Annotated in this window: 12 protein-coding genes; 1 reads left to right on the forward strand and 11 read right to left on the reverse strand. The window is 61.5% G+C overall.

Annotated elements, in window-relative coordinates; all coding sequences use genetic code 11:
* The 11 genes from ACYASU_RS23765 to ACYASU_RS23815 all read right to left on the reverse strand — a co-directional run bounded on the left by ACYASU_RS23765 (position 1) and on the right by ACYASU_RS23815 (position 15,763).
* Positions 1-3,939, reverse strand: coding sequence for a type VI secretion protein IcmF/TssM N-terminal domain-containing protein (locus tag ACYASU_RS23765; protein WP_463584288.1), 3,939 nt, complete (start codon positions 3,937-3,939; stop codon positions 1-3).
* A 30-nt stretch (positions 3,940-3,969) separates the two neighbouring features.
* Positions 3,970-4,767 (reverse strand): type IVB secretion system protein IcmH/DotU, encoded by a 798-nt coding sequence (gene icmH, locus ACYASU_RS23770; protein ID WP_463584289.1) that lies wholly within the window; start codon positions 4,765-4,767, stop codon positions 3,970-3,972.
* On the reverse strand, positions 4,764-6,107 hold the full coding sequence (gene tssK, locus ACYASU_RS23775) for a type VI secretion system baseplate subunit TssK (RefSeq protein WP_463584290.1): 1,344 nt from the start codon (positions 6,105-6,107) through the stop codon (positions 4,764-4,766). The genes icmH and tssK overlap by 4 nt, the downstream gene beginning before the upstream one ends.
* Positions 6,100-6,885 (reverse strand): type VI secretion system lipoprotein TssJ, encoded by a 786-nt coding sequence (gene tssJ / locus ACYASU_RS23780; protein ID WP_244655975.1) that lies wholly within the window; start codon positions 6,883-6,885, stop codon positions 6,100-6,102. The genes tssK and tssJ overlap by 8 nt, the downstream gene beginning before the upstream one ends.
* A 38-nt stretch (positions 6,886-6,923) precedes the next feature.
* Positions 6,924-9,521 carry a type VI secretion system ATPase TssH gene (tssH, locus tag ACYASU_RS23785; RefSeq protein ID WP_463584291.1) on the reverse strand — a complete coding sequence of 866 codons (2,598 nt, stop codon included), beginning with the start codon at positions 9,519-9,521 and terminating at the stop codon, positions 6,924-6,926.
* On the reverse strand, positions 9,518-10,588 hold the full coding sequence (tssG, locus tag ACYASU_RS23790; RefSeq protein ID WP_463584292.1) for a type VI secretion system baseplate subunit TssG: 1,071 nt from the start codon (positions 10,586-10,588) through the stop codon (positions 9,518-9,520). Before tssG ends, tssH begins: the two co-directional genes overlap by 4 nt.
* Complete coding sequence (gene tssF, locus ACYASU_RS23795; RefSeq protein WP_463584293.1) at positions 10,552-12,384, reverse strand: type VI secretion system baseplate subunit TssF; 1,833 nt, start codon at positions 12,382-12,384, stop codon at positions 10,552-10,554. Before tssF ends, tssG begins: the two co-directional genes overlap by 37 nt.
* Positions 12,384-12,866 (reverse strand): type VI secretion system baseplate subunit TssE, encoded by a 483-nt coding sequence (gene tssE / locus ACYASU_RS23800; protein ID WP_065988945.1) that lies wholly within the window; start codon positions 12,864-12,866, stop codon positions 12,384-12,386. The genes tssF and tssE overlap by 1 nt, the downstream gene beginning before the upstream one ends.
* A gap of 27 nt (positions 12,867-12,893) precedes the next feature.
* Complete coding sequence (tssC, locus tag ACYASU_RS23805; RefSeq protein ID WP_074887836.1) at positions 12,894-14,396, reverse strand: type VI secretion system contractile sheath large subunit; 1,503 nt, start codon at positions 14,394-14,396, stop codon at positions 12,894-12,896.
* Between the two features lie 14 nt (positions 14,397-14,410).
* Positions 14,411-14,944, reverse strand: coding sequence for a type VI secretion system contractile sheath small subunit (tssB, locus tag ACYASU_RS23810; RefSeq protein WP_062387737.1), 534 nt, complete (start codon positions 14,942-14,944; stop codon positions 14,411-14,413).
* A 69-nt stretch (positions 14,945-15,013) separates the two neighbouring features.
* Positions 15,014-15,763: a hypothetical protein gene (locus tag ACYASU_RS23815; RefSeq protein WP_346625832.1), complete on the reverse strand. Its 750-nt coding sequence runs from the start codon at positions 15,761-15,763 to the stop codon at positions 15,014-15,016.
* A gap of 597 nt (positions 15,764-16,360) precedes the next feature.
* Between ACYASU_RS23815 and ACYASU_RS23820 the strand changes: the two genes are divergently transcribed.
* Positions 16,361-16,924: a hypothetical protein gene (locus ACYASU_RS23820; protein WP_463584294.1), complete on the forward strand. Its 564-nt coding sequence runs from the start codon at positions 16,361-16,363 to the stop codon at positions 16,922-16,924.
* Positions 16,925-17,260: the final 336 nt, after the last annotated feature.

Consider the following 17,260-nt stretch of genomic DNA (forward strand, 5'->3'; position numbering starts at 1 on the left):
TCACTTCGCCGATCCTTGCGCCACGTCCTTGGACGGCGTGTTCAGCGCGCTCAGGGATTTGACGTTAGCAAGGTCCGTCAGCTTGACCCCGCCATAGTTGCGCACCGCGAGGCTGACCTGACCGTTGGCGGTGTTCCAGCTGAAGCGCTGCTGGATGCCGTCGAGGTCGTCGACCCGCGCGCTGTCGTTCATGCGCAACAGGCCCCAGCGACCGGGGTAGTCGAACACGGTGATGCGCTCGCCCGTCAGCGTCACGACGTCCAGTCGTGCGCCAGGCGCGGTGGTGGTGCCCGGCCAGGAGAAGCGGCTCCAACTGGTCTTGCCGTTGCGGTAATGCTGAACCTGACCGTCGAGGGTGAAGATGATGTCGGTGAAGAACGCCGACGGTTCCAGCATGATCTCGAAGCCGTTTTCCTTGTCCGACAGGCTGGCGATGACCTGGCCCAGGGAGCTGGCTTTGTCGATGCTGGTGACCATGTTCGGGTTGACCAGCGGCGCGGTCTTGGCGCCGCTGCTCATGCCCAGGCCTTCACCGCCGGACAGGTTGCCGATCTCGTTGCGCTTGAAGTTCGGCAGCAGGCCGGACTCGGGATCGACGAAACGCTGCAGGTCTTTGACCGACGCTTCGTTGCGACTGCCGGCGGCGATCGGGTAACGGTGCGCCATGACTTGCTCCCACGGCTTGGCAATCTGCTGCGCCCAGGCCTTGGCGATCTGCTGGCCGGCCGGGTCACGCAGGGTTTCCCAGGCGAACTGGATCGGCAGGCTGAACAGACCCTGCAACGATTCGGACAAGCCGCCCTGGCTGGTATCGACCGTGGTCTCGACGTAGTTGCGCACGTTGGTGACTTCGCTCGGCTGACCTTCGAGGGTTTCGCTGATCAGCTGTTTGCTGCTCTTGCCGACATCCTGGGAGCGCTGGATGTTGTTCATCCGCACCTTCAGTTTGCGCAGCGCCGCCAGGTAGCGATCCATGATCGTGCTGTCGGCACCTTCAGCGTTCTGCGTCGCGAAGACCCGCGACACCGGTTCGAAGCGCTGGGCCAGGCTGCCGTCATCCACTGCTGGCAGTGGGGAAAGCATGGCTGCGGTCGGCACTTGCGGGCCGCTGACCAGTCCGGTGACCTTGCTCCAGAAATCATCAGCCTTCGGCGTGCCGGGCTGTTGATTGACCTGGGGCGCAGGCACGTCCCACTGGGTGTTGTCGTTGACCCCGGACAGCAGGATTTTCACCGGCGAATTCTGCACGTCGCTCAGCAGCGACAACTGTTGCGTGGCGTTGGCCATGTCGGTGAAGTGGCGCACGCCGACGCTGCTCAGCAAGGTGTACCAGGACTGGGCGTAGTCACGCTTGTAGCGCGCCATGAACTCGCGCATGAAGTTGGCTTTCTGGATGATGCTGTCGCCGCCGTCGCCGTCGAGGACCCAATCGGACTCGTTGCGCAGGTTGCTCGACATCAGCTTGATCAGCTCGGGTTTGACGAAACCATCCCAACCCTGGCGGGTGAAAATGGCCGGCACCGCTTCGCTGCCGTAGAGCAACTGGCGACCGGGCAGTGGCACCAGCTCGTTGAGGCCCACGGCCGGGAATTGCCGACTGGCTTCCAGTTGCAGGCGCAGGTATTCACGGTCCACCAGCGAGCTGGAAATCATGAACGACTTGAGGCTCTTGCGGGTTTCTTCGACCAGTTGATCGTTGCGGGGCAGGGCAGGGGCCTGACCGGTTTTGAGCAACTGCACGTACATCGGCACGTTGTCGGCGATCACCTCGTCGCTGACCGGGCTGTCCGCCGACGCCGTGTTGCTCCAGGCGACGGGCAAGGCAGCGCTGACGAATTCCGGGTCCGAATGGGCGTTGGGTTGCGTCAGCATCAGGTACAGCTTGAGCGAGTTGTAGGACTCGATGATCGACGCGACTTGCTGCTCATCCAGGCGGCCAAGCATTTCTTCGGACAACGACAGCCCGCCGGTGGTGGCCGACAGTTCCGCCGCGTCACTGGCCGTGGCCGGGTTGCGCAGGTCGGCCAGGGCCGCTTCGCGGGTTTTGGTCACGTTGCTGCGCACGGCGCCTTTGAGGCGGCTGCCGACATCGCCGACGCTGCGCGGAATGCTGCTCAGGCTTGGCTTGCCGGTGTTGGCGGCAAAACTGCGCACGCTGCGATCGGCCAGCTTCTGACCCTTGTCGTTTTTACCGCCAGCCTTGCCGCTTGATTTACCAGCAGTGGCACCGAGTTCGTTCTGCGGGTCCACGGATTTGGTGAACTCGTTGAACGCGCGCATCTGCATTTGCAGCTTCAGGGCGACTGGCTCAAGGGCCTGGCTGCGCAGTTGCTGCAGATAGGCCGTTTGCGCGGCAGCAAAGATTTCGTCACCGCGATACAGGCCGGCACTCAGTTGCAGCGGCACGCCTTTGGCGCGGTGCTTCTCGATTTGCGCCAGTTCATGGCGCAGCAGTTCCAGGCCTTCGCCGGCGGCCATGCGCTGGGCGCGGTCAGGCGCGTCCTGCAGCTCGGTCAGCTTGTCCTGCAGGGCGGCGATCCACTCGCGGTTGTGCTGGAACGACAGCGCCTGCCAGCCAATGAAACCCAGACCTGCAAGCAGCGCGGCGGCAATGACCACCGGGGTCATCGACCTGTCGCGGCCGTCGCGGGACTGATACGAGATCAAGTCCCGATCGGGAAAAATCACCCGGCGGAACGTGTCAGTGATGAAGTAGCTGCGGTCGCCAGTCTTCCGGCCATTGGCCTGCGCGGCATTCGCGCTGTCGCTGGCCGGCTGCAGGGCAAAGTCTTCGGCCAGATCGTCGTCGAACACCTGGCTCAGTTGCTCGGCGGTCTGCAGCGCGCTGGTGAAATACAGGCCGCGCAGCAACAGCGGGCTGCCGTGGCTGGCGGGCTGGGTGAAGTGCTCGAGGAAGGGCACCAGCACGCCTGACAGATCGGCAAAGTAGTTCGGGAAGTTGAGCAGCGCGCTGTTGGCGTCGGAACCGAGCCTGATCATCTGCGCGTCGACGTGACGCTGAACGCCGTTGTGCAGGTTCTTCAGTTTGCTGTCGAGGACTGTCTTCAAACCCTGGGTGCGAATTTCCGACAGCGCAAAGGTCATGCCCAACGGCTGCTGGCGCTCGTTCAGGTCCAGACCGTCGAAGGCCTGATTGAAGCCCGGCAACTGGTCGGTCTTGCTCAGCATCAGGTAGATCGGCGGATGGGCGTCGAGGCTGCGGCTGTACTCCTCGATGCGTGCGACCAGCTGGATCGCCATTTCCGCACGTTCATGGGCGGTGGCTGCCAGCAGCTCCGGCAGGCTGACCACCAGCACCAGACCATTGATCGCGGTTTTCTTGCGCTGCTTTTTCAGCAGTTGCAGGAAAGCAGTGAATTCGCTGGCGGCCGAGTCCTCGGCCAGGTAACGGCCGGCGGTGTCGATCAATACCGCCTCAGGGCTGAAATACCAGTCGCAGTGGCGGGTGCCGCTTTCGCCGCTGCTCTGGCCACTGGCGGTGGTGGCCGAGAGCCCCGAGCGGGTGAGCAGCGAAGTCTTGCCGGCCGCCGACTGCCCGATGACCAGGTACCACGGCAACTCGTACAGAGCCGATGAACCGCCCCCACCTGCCGAGCGATCGGCGCGGAGCATGGTGATCGCGTGCTTGAGGCGGTCGCGCAGCACTTGCTGGTCGCGGAAGTCGCCGTCGGCCGGCAGTGAGCGGTCAACTTCGTGATGCACCAGTTTTTCGAGATTGCGCTCTTTCTGAATGCGTCGTATCTGACGGATAAAGCCGACGAAGATGTAAAACCCGCTCACGATGAGCAGGGTTTGCAGCAGGTATTCCCGCGACCATTGGCTGCGTGCCGCCATGACCACGCAGGCGACGAGGCTTATCAGCCACAGCGTGATGACGAGGAACCAGAAACTTTTTAGAGCGCGAAGTAGTGTTTTCATGTCTTCCTGACTCGCTTACCCGAGCAGTGCTCAGGCACTGAACAATTGGCTGATGTGTTCGGACAATAAGGCAACGTCCTTGCCCAGCAGCCAGTCCAGCGTCAGGTAAACCGCCAGACAGACCAGCGCGATCAGCGCCAGGTAAACCCACACCGGCACCTCGTGACGCAGCATCTGCGAAACCTGATCGGGCAGCGCCCAGTCCGGCGACAGCGCTTTGGGGGTCTTGCGATAGCGGGCGATGTCCTGACCGAGTGTGTTGGCCAGATAGCGCAATTGATCCTTGCCTTCACCGACGCTGAATTTGCCTTCGAAGCCCAGGGCCAGGCACAGGTGATACACCTCGAGCACGTCGAGGTTGCGTTTGACGTCGGCGCGCAGGGTTTCGATCTTGTCGAAGAAACCTTCGCCCGCCAGGTGCACGCCGAAGTGACGGAACTGCAGCGGCGACACTTCGATATGCCGGCGCAGCTCGTTGACTTTCTCCGCCGGCGCCGCCAGTGCGGCGGTGGCTGAAGCGGGCGACTCCTCGGCTTTTGCCACGACCGGGGCCACAGGCATTTTGGCCCGCAGCACGCTTTCGTCGAGAAACGCGCACAAAGCGTATTGCGTGTCCTTGACCTGCTCGACGCTGTAATTTGAGGCGCGGGCTTCTCGCTCCAGGTTGGCGAAGAAGGTGTCGACGCTTTCCTCGAACGCGCTGACCGAGGTCACTTGACGGCCACGACGCAGGATCAGCGCCATGCTGATGAAATCCTGCACCAGGTCTTTGAGGGTCGGTTTTGGCTGGTCGGCGGCCATGGCGCCTTGCATTACGGCTTCGCTCATTTGAGTACTGCCATCAGTTCAAGCTTGAGGTTGGTGAAAGCGCTGGGTGCGTAGAACGAGATCGCCTGGGCGCTCATCATGCGTTCGTAGACCCGGCCATGGGGTTCGATCGAGAAGTAGTGATTGTCCAGACGCACCGGAATGGCGTTGGGCAATCGCGTCGAATGGTTGAGCGTGGCGCCGGGCATCGCGCTGTTGACCACCACTTCGATGTCTTCCGGGGAACCGACCTTGACCGCCCGCGGCACCAGTTCCAGCAGGCTGGAGCCGGGCATGTCGGCGTGCACGGAAATATAGAAATCGGCATCGACCAGTCGCGGATCGTGCAGTTGACCCTGCCAGTACGACGGCTTGGTCTGGGTCAGGTTGATGACGATGCACTGGTTCGGGATGACGTTGTCCAGCAGCGTGCGGATCATCTGGTCCAGCGTGACCAGCGACGCCGCCGGGTCGTGGTGGTTGTACTCGGGGATGTCGTTGAGCTCGACCTCCAGCGAGAAAGTCAGCAAACCGCCGGCCAGTTCCGCCAGGAACAGGTACAGACGCTCCGGGTGCAGACGCGGGTGGGCCAGCAGGTGCGCCAGATTCGGGTACGCGCGGTTGACCGTGTTGAGCAGCCAGAACAGCGTGACGTCGCTGGAGCCGAATTCGGCGATCTGGTCGGCACGTTCGCGGCGGCGGCCCGACAGCGCTTTGCTCTTCGAATGCAGGGCACCGAGCAGACGCTTGCCCAGGCCGATCAGGGTTTCGTGGGTGCCCAGGTGCAGGGTCGGGTGCACGAAATGGGTGTCGAGGCTGAAGCCGCCAATGTTGTTGCGCGACAGCCGCGCGATCGGGCAGTAGCTGTAGCCGTCCAGCGAGTCGCCGTCGATCAGCATGACCACGTTCAGGCGCAGGCTGGTGATCTCGTTTTCCAGATCGCCCTCGTTGAGGTCGGGCAGGGTGTCGAACTGCTTGCGGAAACGCCGCGCGCTTTTCTGCTCCTGGCCGTCTTCGACGTAATTGAGGCCGAACGGCTCCGGCAGCTTCAGGGCGGCGTAGACCTTGAAGTCATTGCCCTTGAGCAACTCGCGCAAATCCCGCGCCGCCGGCAGCGGATCGTGTGACGGCGCGTCGAACAGGCTGCCGTCGGGAAACACCAGTTTCAGCCGCTTGAATTGCAGGGATCCGCCGGCCAGCGCTTCTTCGTCGATCTGCATGGCCTGCACGCCCCAATGGAAGGGCGTACCACGCAGCGTCGATTCGGCCAGCTGGTGCTGATGGAATTCATCCTGGTACTGGAAGTGCTGCGGCAGAAGAAACATGCCCTCGGACCACATCACGCGGCTCTGCTTACTCATGAACGCCTTCCACTAATGAATCGAACTTTGACTGCACGCCTTTCTGTGCGCTCTGTTGCGCAGAGTCCACGGCGGTGTCCTTGGCCTTCTGCACCATCGCGTCCTGCACCTGTTGGCTCAGGGGCGGATTGCCCGCATTGGCGGCGGGCTCGGCCGTGGGCATGACGTTGCTTTTGGCGAACTGCGCCTCGGTCTGCGGCTTGTTCAGCACGTCGTTGCCACGCACCGCCAGCACGTGGTTGTTGTCGACCAGCACACGCAGGCCGTCGGAGGAGAACCAGATGCCATCCTTGCGCAGGGAGTTGGCATCGAAGGCGACTTTCCAGTGGCTCTTCTCGTCGGAGCGGAAGAACGCAGCGATGCCGACATAGCCGGTGGCCTTGTTCAGCGGCCACTGGTCGATCTGGCCCATGCCCGGCAGCAACGTGATTTCCTGGCTGTCGATGAGCGTGTTACCGAGGGCCTGCTGCGGGTTGTCCCACAGCGAATCGGCGTCGATGGACGCAAACCGCTCCAGCGCGGTGAGCTGATAGACCCGCAGCACAACCGACAGCGGCCGGCCGCTCTCATCGGGGTTCAGCTGGTTGCCGCCGTCGGCCGTCAGGATGACTTTTTCCTTGTCGCCGAACAGCATGTCGCCGGCCCACGTGTCATCGACGCGCTTGCTGGCCCGGTCGGTGATGCCGCAGGCGGTGAGCGCCATCACGACCGTCAAAAGGGTCACACGGGTGGCCCAGCCGGCCCCGGCGCAAAGACGTTCCCTGTTTCGCATGTTCATGACTGCTACCTATGAATGCTCAATCAAATCAAGCCGGATCACGTGAGGCTGTAGGCGAAATCGCCGTCGCCGCTCAGTTCGATGTTCAGGCGCTGAATCGGTTTGTCCTGGGCCATGCGTTCCAGCACGTGCTGGGACAGTTCCGGCATGAGGGTCTTGGACAGAATGTTGTCGATGTTGCGTGCGCCGCTGTCGACCTCGGTGCAGCGCGCGGCGATGGCCTTGACCAGCGCCTCGTCGTAGCCGAGCACCGCCTGATGGTTGCGCTCGAAGCGCTTGCGAATGCGCTCCAGCTTCAGGGCAACGATGCGCTCCAGAATCTCGTCCTGAACCGGGTAGTACGGCACGATGGTCAGGCGCCCGAGGAAGGCGGGCTTGAACACTTGATTCAGCTCGTCGCGCAGGTCCTCGACAATCTCGTCCGGGGTCGGCTGCTCGGTGGTGTTCAGGCAGCGCTCCATGATGCGATCGGTGCCGGTGTTGGAAGTGAGGATGATCACCGTGTTGCGAAAGTTGATCTCGCGACCTTCGCCGTCATCCAGCACGCCCTTGTCGAACACCTGGAAGAACAGCTCAAGCACGTCCGGGTGGGCTTTTTCCACTTCGTCCAGCAGCACCACGCTGTAGGGCTTGCGCCGCACCGCTTCGGTCAGCACGCCGCCTTCGCCGTAACCGACGTAGCCGGGTGGCGAGCCCTTGAGGCTGGAAACGGTGTGGGCTTCCTGGTACTCGGACATGTTGATGGTGATGACGTTACGTTCGCCGCCGTATAGCGTGTCGGCCAGCGCCAGAGCGGTTTCGGTCTTGCCGACGCCGCTCGGTCCCAGCAGCAGGAACACGCCGATGGGCTTGTTCGGGTCTTCCATGCGCGCCCGGGAGATCTTGATGCGTTTGCCGATCTCCGCCAGGGCGTGATCTTGCCCGAGCACGCGCTCGCCCAGCAGTGCCGGCAGGCGCTGTACGGTGTCGATTTCGTTGCGCAGCATCTTGCCCAGCGGGATGCCGGTCCAGCCGGAAATCACCTCACCGATGGTGCCGCCGTCGACCAGTGCGTGGACCAGCGGCTGCTCGCCCTGAACGGCTGACAGCTCGGCGCGTACGGCGGAAATCTCGCTGACATCGGGTGTCTCGACGCTGCCCAGCTCAGCCAGTTTCTTGACCAGATCCAGCTCGCGCTGCCATTGCTGCTCCAGGGTTTCGCGGGTGGTTTGAACGCTCTGCAATTCTTCGTTCAGCGCGGCCAGACGGCGGGAGTGGTCGCTGCCTTTGGCGGCTTCCTGCTGCAGCACGGCGATCTCGGCCTGGACGTTGTCGATCTGGCGCTTGCAGTCTTCCAGCGGGCCGGGCTGCGCTGACTGCGCCAGGGCTACGCGGGCGCAGGCTGTATCGAGCACGCTGACGGCTTTGTCCGGCAACTGACGCCCGGTGATGTAGCGGTTGGAGAGGCGCACGGCCTGCACCAGCGCTTCGTCCATGACCGTGACCTTGTGGTGCTCCTGCATTTTGCCGAGCAGGCCACGGAGCATGTAAATGGCTTTGTCTTCGTCCGGCTCCTCGACCTTGACCACCTGGAAGCGGCGGGCGAGGGCGGCGTCTTTCTCGAAGTACTTTTTGTATTCCGCCCAGGTAGTCGCGGCGATGGTGCGCAGCTCGCCCCGGGCCAGTGCCGGTTTCAGCAGGTTGGCGGCATCGTTCTGCCCGGCCTGACCACCGGAGCCGATCAGGGTGTGGGCTTCGTCGATAAACAGAATGATCGGGTGCAGGCTGCGTTTGGTTTCTTCGATGACCGACTTCAGGCGGTTTTCGAACTCGCCTTTGACCCCGGCGCCGGCTTGCAGCAGGCCCAGATCGAGGGTGTGAATCGCCACGTCCTTGAGCACCGACGGCACGTCGCCCTGAACGATGCGCAACGCCAGGCCTTCGACGACGGCGGTTTTACCCACGCCGGCTTCACCGGTAAGGATCGGGTTGTTCTGCCGGCGACGGGTCAGAATGTCGACCATCTGCCGCACCTCGAACTCGCGGCCCAGCACCGGATCGATGCGACCGTCGCGGGCGCTCTGGGTCAGGTTGATGGTGTACTGATCCAGCCCCGGCGTTTTGCCGTTGCCCTGAACGGTGCGGCCATTGGCGGCTTTGGGGCTTTCCAGCGGACTGGCCAGACCCGATTCCGGGCTGCCTTCCACCAGCGCCGCGAGGTTGACCCGCAGGTCGTCGGCGTTGATTTTTTCCAGCTCAGGCGCCGAGGCCACGACCACCCGGTGCAGCTCGTCATCGTCCAGCAACGCCTGAATCAAGTAGCCGGTGCGGATCTGGCTCTGGCCGAATTCGATGGAGGCCAGGACCCAGGCCTGCTCGATCATCCGGGTGATGTGCGGCGACAGGGCCGGCGTGCGCGTGTTGCCTTTTTTGAAGGTGCCGAGGGCGGTGACCAACTGCGCCTGCAGGCGCTCGGGGACCACGTCGTAGTGACGAAGGATCGCCGGCAGATCGTTGTCGTTGTTTTCCAGCAATTGCAGCAGCAAGTGCTCGACTTCAACGTCGTAATGATTTTCTGACAAGCACAGGGCGGCAGCGCCTTCTGTGGCTGTGCGACTGGTTTCGTTCAGTTTGGCGAACAGCGACTTCAGGTTCACAGTGAGACCCCATCAAAAGGAATATGGAAAAGAGCACAACGGGCCGGCTCGACATCGGCGCCCGGACGTTTCAACCAGCCCAGCCAGCCCAGCGCGACGTTGCCCTGCCGGCCGATCTTCGCCAGCGGCACTGCTTCGCGCTTGAGGGTCGGCGCGATCTGGTAATCCAGGTGCGCGCCAACGTAAAAACGCACCAGCTCCACCAGCTTCTGGTAGTCCTCGGTGCCGGGCTGAAAACGCTGATAGTCGGCCAGCGTCAACGGGCCGATGTCGATGCGCACGGTGGACTGGTAATCCCAGACCCGGTTGCCGACCACGGCGCTTTGCCCGAGGGCGGCGTTCTTGCGGCCCAGCTGCGTGCACTGGCTGACGTCGAGTTTCAGCCAGCGCCCGGCGAACTGACGCACCTTGAACGGCAGCGAGAAGTAAAAGCTCAGCATCACTTGCAGGTTCAGCGCGTTGCGCGGCTTCTGCGCGAACATCCCCGAGAAATAGCTGAACAGCTCCCGACGCAGCGGTGAGCCTTCAGGGCCGAACTTCTGTTTCTGCGCCTGCGGCCCAAGGCCCACCAAATGCAGCAGGTAGCGATCGAAGTCCGAGGTGCCGTTGCGCTCGTACTCGATGTAAAACTTGTACTTCTGCCAGGCCTCGTAGAACAGCGTGGTCATGCGGTGCGAGAACACGTCGAGAAACGCATGGGCAGCGTCATCGCGGTACCGAATGTGGCGTTCCAGCAACAGCTCGGTGTACGGGCGTGGCAATACGCCGGACGGCCCGACCAGCCCCATGAACGTCACCTGCACTTCGGTCAGCGGCAGCCCGGCCGCCGACACCTTGCCCTCGCGCTCGAATTTCAGATCGCTGACTTCGCTCGCCGGGAAATTCAGCGACAGCTGCGAACGAAAGCGCAACGGGTCTTCATGGGGCCGCGTCTGCAGGTCCATTTGCCCGTTCCTGCTGTAATGCAGGCGGAGCAAACGCACCAACTGAAAGAATTCGAATCGGTGCGGCTCAGCCCGTGCCTGGTCGATCAGACCAGGGGTTGATCGCCGGTTCGCGGGGGCCATTGGACCACTCTCTTTTCGCGCTGCAAGGTGCGCAGGGTTAATTGGGTAAAGCTGTTGATCGAGCAGTACTGGCCGAAGAAATGGTCCAGCACCATGCCGAACAGAAACACGCCGCTGCCGGTGTACTGGCTTTCATCGAACTTGAGGGTGATGCCCACGCCGCGCACGAAGTTCGGACGAGGGTGGCCGATCCGCGCGACCACCGGCTCGCTGCTCACCGAGACGATGCCGTTGATCTGCTTACGGATCGCCGAGGTGTTGCGGTAGTTGTAGAGCGACAGCAATTCCAGCAGCACATCGCGGCCTTTGCTGACCAGCGACATGTGGTTCAGCGACAGGTGCGAGACCAGGCGCCAGATCACGCCGTTGCCCAGTGGCACGCGCACCGACGCGGTGGGTTTGCGCAGGCAGCGGATGTCGTCGATGACCGAGCCTGCGGGGACACTGAAATCCCCGCGCGCGCCGCCGAAGGGCAGCAGTGAAGGCAGGTCGCGGTTGCTGCAGGTCAGGCGGATGCTCAAGGTATCGCTGGCCGAGTTGATCAGCTCCAGATCCCGGTCAACCACACGAATGAACATGTCGGTGCCGTCCCGTTGTCGGCTCTGAGAGGGGCGTCGGCGGGCGATCCAGAAGCTGTTGCCCGGACCCTGATCGGCGCGCGGCTCGAAGAACGGATGACAGCTGCTGACCTGCTCCAGGCCGCCGACTTTCTTGACCCGGCGCACCCGGTCAATGGACACCACCTCGGCCGTGTTTTGCATGCGCACGTCCGGAATGATGGCGTATTCATGCTGAGCATGGGTCAGGGTGATCGGCTCGGCCTGCTGGCGGAACAGGTTGATGATCGGCGTGCAGTTGAGCTTGAAGTTGGCGCGGCCGATGTTCTGGGTCAGGCGGGCCAGGCGGTCGTGCAGGTCGTAGTCGGAAAAGTAGAAATTGATCTCGACCTTGCCCAGCTTCTTGCCCGCCAGAATGCGGCGGAAACCGGACAGGTCGAAGAACATGAACTTGTCCGGGAAGGTGAAGTATTCGTGCAGCAGCCGGTAGCCGAGGAACGAACGCTCCGAATAATCCACCAGCCCTTCATCCAGACCGTAACCAACCGCCTTCAGCGCGTCGGCCGGCAGGGCCACTTCGCGCATGCGGCCGTCGTCTTCAAAGGTCAGCGTGGCTTTGGCCAGGTTGTTGAAGAGCAACTCGTACAGCTGCAGCATCAGCGTGCTTTCGCCATCGAGGAAGAAGCGCAACGAGTCCAGCTCCATCTGGCCGAACAGCACGTCGGAGGTCGCCGTCAGGCCGATGCGCAAACGCGCCACCAAGTCCGCGCTATGGCCGTTGAACGCCGAGCGTTCCATCTCCACGAACGAGGCCTGCTGCACGCTGATCGGCCACAGGTCGACCGGGTAGCACGTGCGGAACTTGCACACCACGCTGTCGAGGGGCGTGGCATGAATCTCGGTGTGACGGGCGACGCGATAGGCGTCGGTGACTTTCTCGTTCTTGCCCAGGGTGAACTCGACGATGGACATCGACGGGGTAGGGCGCAGGTAGTGCGGGTACAGCACCTCAAGGAACGACTCGACGATTTCCGGAAACTCGTCATCGAGCTTCTTGTGCACCCGTGCCGCGAGAAACGAAAACGCCTCGATCAACCGCTCGGTATGCGGGTCCTCGCAGTTATCGCCCTCGATGAGCAACCGCGAGGCGATTTTCGGGTACTGGCTCGCGAACTCCTGGCCCAGAAAGCGCAGGTGCGACAGTTCCTTTTCGTAATAGGGGAGCAGGTCGTCGAGCATCAGTTGAGGTTCTGTACTGTGTATTCCTGGGTATTGACCTGCAACACCGCGTCAAAGGAAACCTGACGGGAGATGTCTTGCAGGCGCAGTACGGCGTCAACGCGAAAGGTCAGCATGCGTTGGCCGGTTTGTTGTGCGAGCAGTTGTACCTTGACGCTGCGAAAGCGCCGGTCGCCGTCGGAAATCGCTTTCTCCAGCTGCTGCTGAATCAGGTAGCGGTCCTGCGGGTCGAGCACGCTTTTGCTGGTGAAATCGGGCATGCCGTAGTCGAGGATCGTCCCGGGCAGTTGCGGAAAACCGGCGAGTTCGCCAGCCACCAGGGACTGACGGGTGTTCACCAGGATTTCCAGGTCCCGCACGATGCTGGCCTTGTAATCGGCCAGCGAACACAAGCGTTGCGCCGAGGCTTCAACGGACTGGTGCGGACGGTCGTCCAGCAACCGGTCCAGCAGTGACGGCAACAGCTTGTGTTGGCTACTCATGTTGCCTCCCTGGCAGACCCGATTCGGTTAACCGCGTGTGGATTGCGGCAATTCGGCGACCAGTCGCAGCGACGCCGTCAGTTCATCCAGCTGGTAGTGCGGACGCAGGTACGTCACGGCCTTGTACACACCCGGCTTGCCCGGTACTTCGAAGACTTCGGCACGGGCTTCACGCAGCGGGAACTTGGCCTTGGCTTCCTGACTGGCGGTGTCGTCGAGCAGCACGTAGCTGGACAGCCACTTGTTGAGGAACATCTCGACGTCTTTGCGCGAAGCGAAGCTGCCGACCTTGTCGCGCATGATCGCCTTCATGTAGTGAGCGATGCGCGAGGTGGCGAAGATGTACTGCAACTGCGCCGAGAGACGGGCGTTGGCGTTGGCGATGTCGGTGTTGTACTGCTTTTGCTTCTGCGTCGACTGAGTGCCGAAGAACGCCGCGTAGTCGGTGCCCTTGCAGTGCACCAGCGGGATAAAGCCGAGGTCGGAGAGTTCTTTCTCGCGGCGGTCGGTGATGGCGATTTCGGTCGGGCACTTGAGGGCGATTTCGCCGTCGTCGGTCTTGAACGTGTGGGTCGGCAGACCTTCCACCAGACCGCCGCCTTCCACGCCACGAATCGCCACGCACCAGCCGTAGCGGGAGAACGCGTCGGTGACGCGGGTGCCGAGGGCGTAGGCAGCGTTCATCCACAGGTATTTGTTGTGGTCGCGGCCATCGACGCTTTCGACGAAGTTGAATTCTTCGACCGGCGTGGTATCCGGGCCATACGGCAGGCGACCCAAGACGTGGGGCAGGGTCAGGCCGACATAACGGGAGTCTTCGGAGTTACGGAAGGACTTCCACTTGGCGTATTCGACGGTGTCGAAGATCTTCGCCAGGTCGCGTGGGCCGGACATGTCGGTGAACGAGTCCCAGCCGAACAGCTCGGGCGATGCCGCCGAAATGAACGGCGCGTGGGCCGCGGCGGCGACGTGGGAGATCTCTTCCAGCAGGTACATGTCTTCCGGGTTACGGTTGAACTCGTAATCACCCAGCAGCATGCCGAACGGGGCGCCACCGAAGGTGCCGTACTCTTCTTCGTAGATCTTCTTGAACAGCGCGCTCTGGTCGAATTCCGAGGAGGCCTTGAGGTCGCGGACCAGGTCTTTCTTCGACGCATTGAGCAGGTGAATCTTCAGCGTGGTGCTGGTCTCGGTCTGGTCGACCTGGTATTTCAGGCCACGCCAGGACGCTTCCAGTTGCTGGAATTCACGGGCGTGCATGATCTCGTTCATCTGCTCGGAGAGCATCGAATCGATCTCGGCGATGCGCGCATCGAGCACGGCGATCAGGTCTTTGCTCGGCGTCATCTCGCCTTCGAGCACCTGACCTACCAGCTCACCGATCAGATCACGGGTGCGGGTGCGTTCGGTTTCGGAGCGGGCAACACGGCTTTCGGAAATGATGCTGTCGAGCAGCGAAGACTGCGGGGCGAAGTTTTCCACTTCAACCAGATCAGTGTCCGGCTGGGCCACGGTTTGTTTGTCGTTCATGGTCGTGCTCCTGCTTACTCTTTGGCGTCGGTGGCGGGAACGGCGGCTTCACGACCGAATTCCTTGCCCAGCGTTTTCAGCTTCTCGGTGTTTTGCAACACGTCCATCAACAGCTCTTCAAGCTTGTCGTTGCCGCCCATCTTGTTGCGCAGGTCGGCGAGCTTGTTGCGCACTTCCAGCAGCTTGCGCAGCGGCTCGACTTGCTTGACCACGTTCTGCGGCTCGAAGTCTTCGAGGGCGTTGAAGTTGAGCTCGACGCCCAGCTGCGTGCCGTTCTTGGCCAGCGTGTTGTCGACGCGATAGGCCAGGCGCGGCTTGATGCCTTTGAGCACGCCATTGAAGTTGTCGCGGTCGATGAAGATGAATTTGCGATCCTTGAGCTTGGGCAGTGGCTCAAGGGGGTTGCCGGAAAAATCGCCCAGCACGCCGACGACAAAGGGCAGCTCTTTCTTTTCCTGAGCATCGCCGATGTCGACGTCGTAGGTGATGTGGACCCGAGGGGCGCGAACGCGGTCGAGTTTGTGCTGGGTACTTTCCTTCTTCGCCATCGTTTTCTCCTGTGCGAGCAACTCGCTGCAAGTCATTTTGCGTGTCGGCTCGACGTTGAGCCGAGTGCTTTACAGTCCTTCGATCGTCATCAGCAGGCGCTGACGAATCTCATCTTTCATGTCCATGATGCTGTCCTGGCCCACCAGTTCTTCAAAACTGGCGTTCCCGGCAATCTGCGTGCTGCTGCGAATGACCGAGTCGTCCGGCAGCGTCGAGCGCACCGGCGAGCTGATCACGCAGAACGGCAGGTCGCCAAAATCCTTCAGTCGCTCAAAACTCACCGGAAACCGCAGGCCGTCAAACAAACGCCCAAGGCCCGGTGATTTGCTCACGCAGTAAAACAGCACCAGGTAGTGCACGACGAAGCGGTACAACTCGGCGCTGCTGCGGTTGGGGTCTTTGATGACGCTGCGAAAGCGCGCCAGATCAAATGAATTGAAACCGATCACCCAGCGCGTCGGGCTGGTGATGCGGACGGTCTGACCGCTGTCGGCCAGGACCTTGTCGTATTCCAGCGGGAACAGCTCGGGCGTGGTGCTGATCAGGTTCAGCGGCACTTCCATCTCGTTGACCAACTGGAACGGAGACGCCGAACCAATTCTGTCGTACAGCTCTTTGAGTGCTTTGAAATGGTGCTGGGTTTCCCGGCCACTGCTGCGCTGTGCGCCCTGGAGGTACTCACCGAACAGATTCTGCGGACGAATCAGCAGCGCCAGCGTGGCCAGGTAATCGGACGCCTGTGCTTTAAGCACGTCGGAAATAGCCCGGGTCTGGCTGCGCAGCTTTATGAGTGCTTCTACGTCAAACGTTTGAGTCATTGGTACATCGTCCCTGAACCCTTCTCAACAATGCGGCGAATATGACGTGACAGCGTGGAGAGATACGCGTTGGCCGGTTGGCACACCTTCTCGAAAAGCTGAATCGGATCAATGTCATCCCGAAAACTCGCCGCGAAGGTTAGGTGAACGCGCACTGCGATCACACCGATAGCTAGTAGCCAGCAGTGTCAGCTCAGGCAGTTAATTGTGTGGGAAAGTTCCTACAGACGCGAAGTTTTTCTCACATTTGATACAGCTCGCAATGATGTCTCAAGGCTACTAGGGGAGGTTGTGAGGTGGTCGGAATGGCTCTAGCCCTTGTGGATCAAGGGCTGCAGGGTTTTATTGGATCCTTTCGGGTGGTTTAAAGAAAAGCGCGGAAAGGTGAACCGGTTCACCTACTGATCTGAACTAAGCGGGCAACTAAGGAAAATGAGGGGAAACGAGTGGGGCGGAGGGGGTGGCCAGTCTCGGGATTTTTTTGCGGAAATTGGATTTTTTCGGAGGAGGGGTGATGTAGTTTGCGCAGGTTCGGCTTGAGTCGTTGGCTTGGATCGAACGTGTTTTTGTGGACGGTATTTATCAAGGAGCGTGGCTATGCAAATGCGAGGTTGGTTGAGGGCGGTTCTGGGTCGCGAGGGGCGGGTGGAGGAGGTTGTGCCAGGGTCGAAGTCAGAGTCAGCTTCTGCCGGCGGCAAGGAGCAGGGGCATGAGGAGCCGTTGTCGCGGGTGCAGCAACTTCTCAGCGGGTTGCCGGTTTGTCAGGCGCCTGGTGCGTTCGCGACGCCGCCGCCCGTTTGTCCTTCGGTCTGGGAAAGAGACAAGGCATTACTCGCCAGGTATCACGCCTATGTGGACGACGCCGAGAAGATTGGCTGGCGAGCGCTGCCAGACGCTTCTCGGGAAGAGGGACGTGAGCTTGCAGCGCAATGGCGGTCCAGGGCGATCGACCTTTCCAACGCCAAAGCCACCGAACAATGTGATGGAATTTATTGGTACTTCCAGAGCGCAGCCATCGCTTCACTGTTCGCGGACGGACCGGAATCCGAAGCCTTTGCCCGCTACAGGAGGGATGCGGAATCGTATCGGGGATGGCGCAGGGTGAGCGGTCAGGTGCGGTTGTTTGATGAGTATGTGAGCGTGATTGCGTCTGGCCCATAGCTCAAGCCGGGCGCTGAGTGAAGGGCTGACTGGACCCTTTGGGCTAGACCGCTTCGCGAGCAAGGCCCGACTGGTCTCATGTGGGCCACGGATCCGGGACACACTCCAGATTCTGTGGGAGTGAGCTTGCTCACGATATAGGTGTTCCGTTCTTTTCTAGCCGATACTGATTTCGCTGGATGTCTGTTTTCGGCAAGAAGGAACATGCACCCGCAGATTACGAACAAGCTCACGAAGCCCTTGAGGCTTACCTCTTCATATTCGAGTCTGTGGGTGCGCTTGCGACCTTGACGAACTCTCAGGGAAAGCCGTCGCACCGGCTCTCTATATCGCCTT

The organism is Pseudomonas sp. HP_12 (assembly GCF_055283955.1).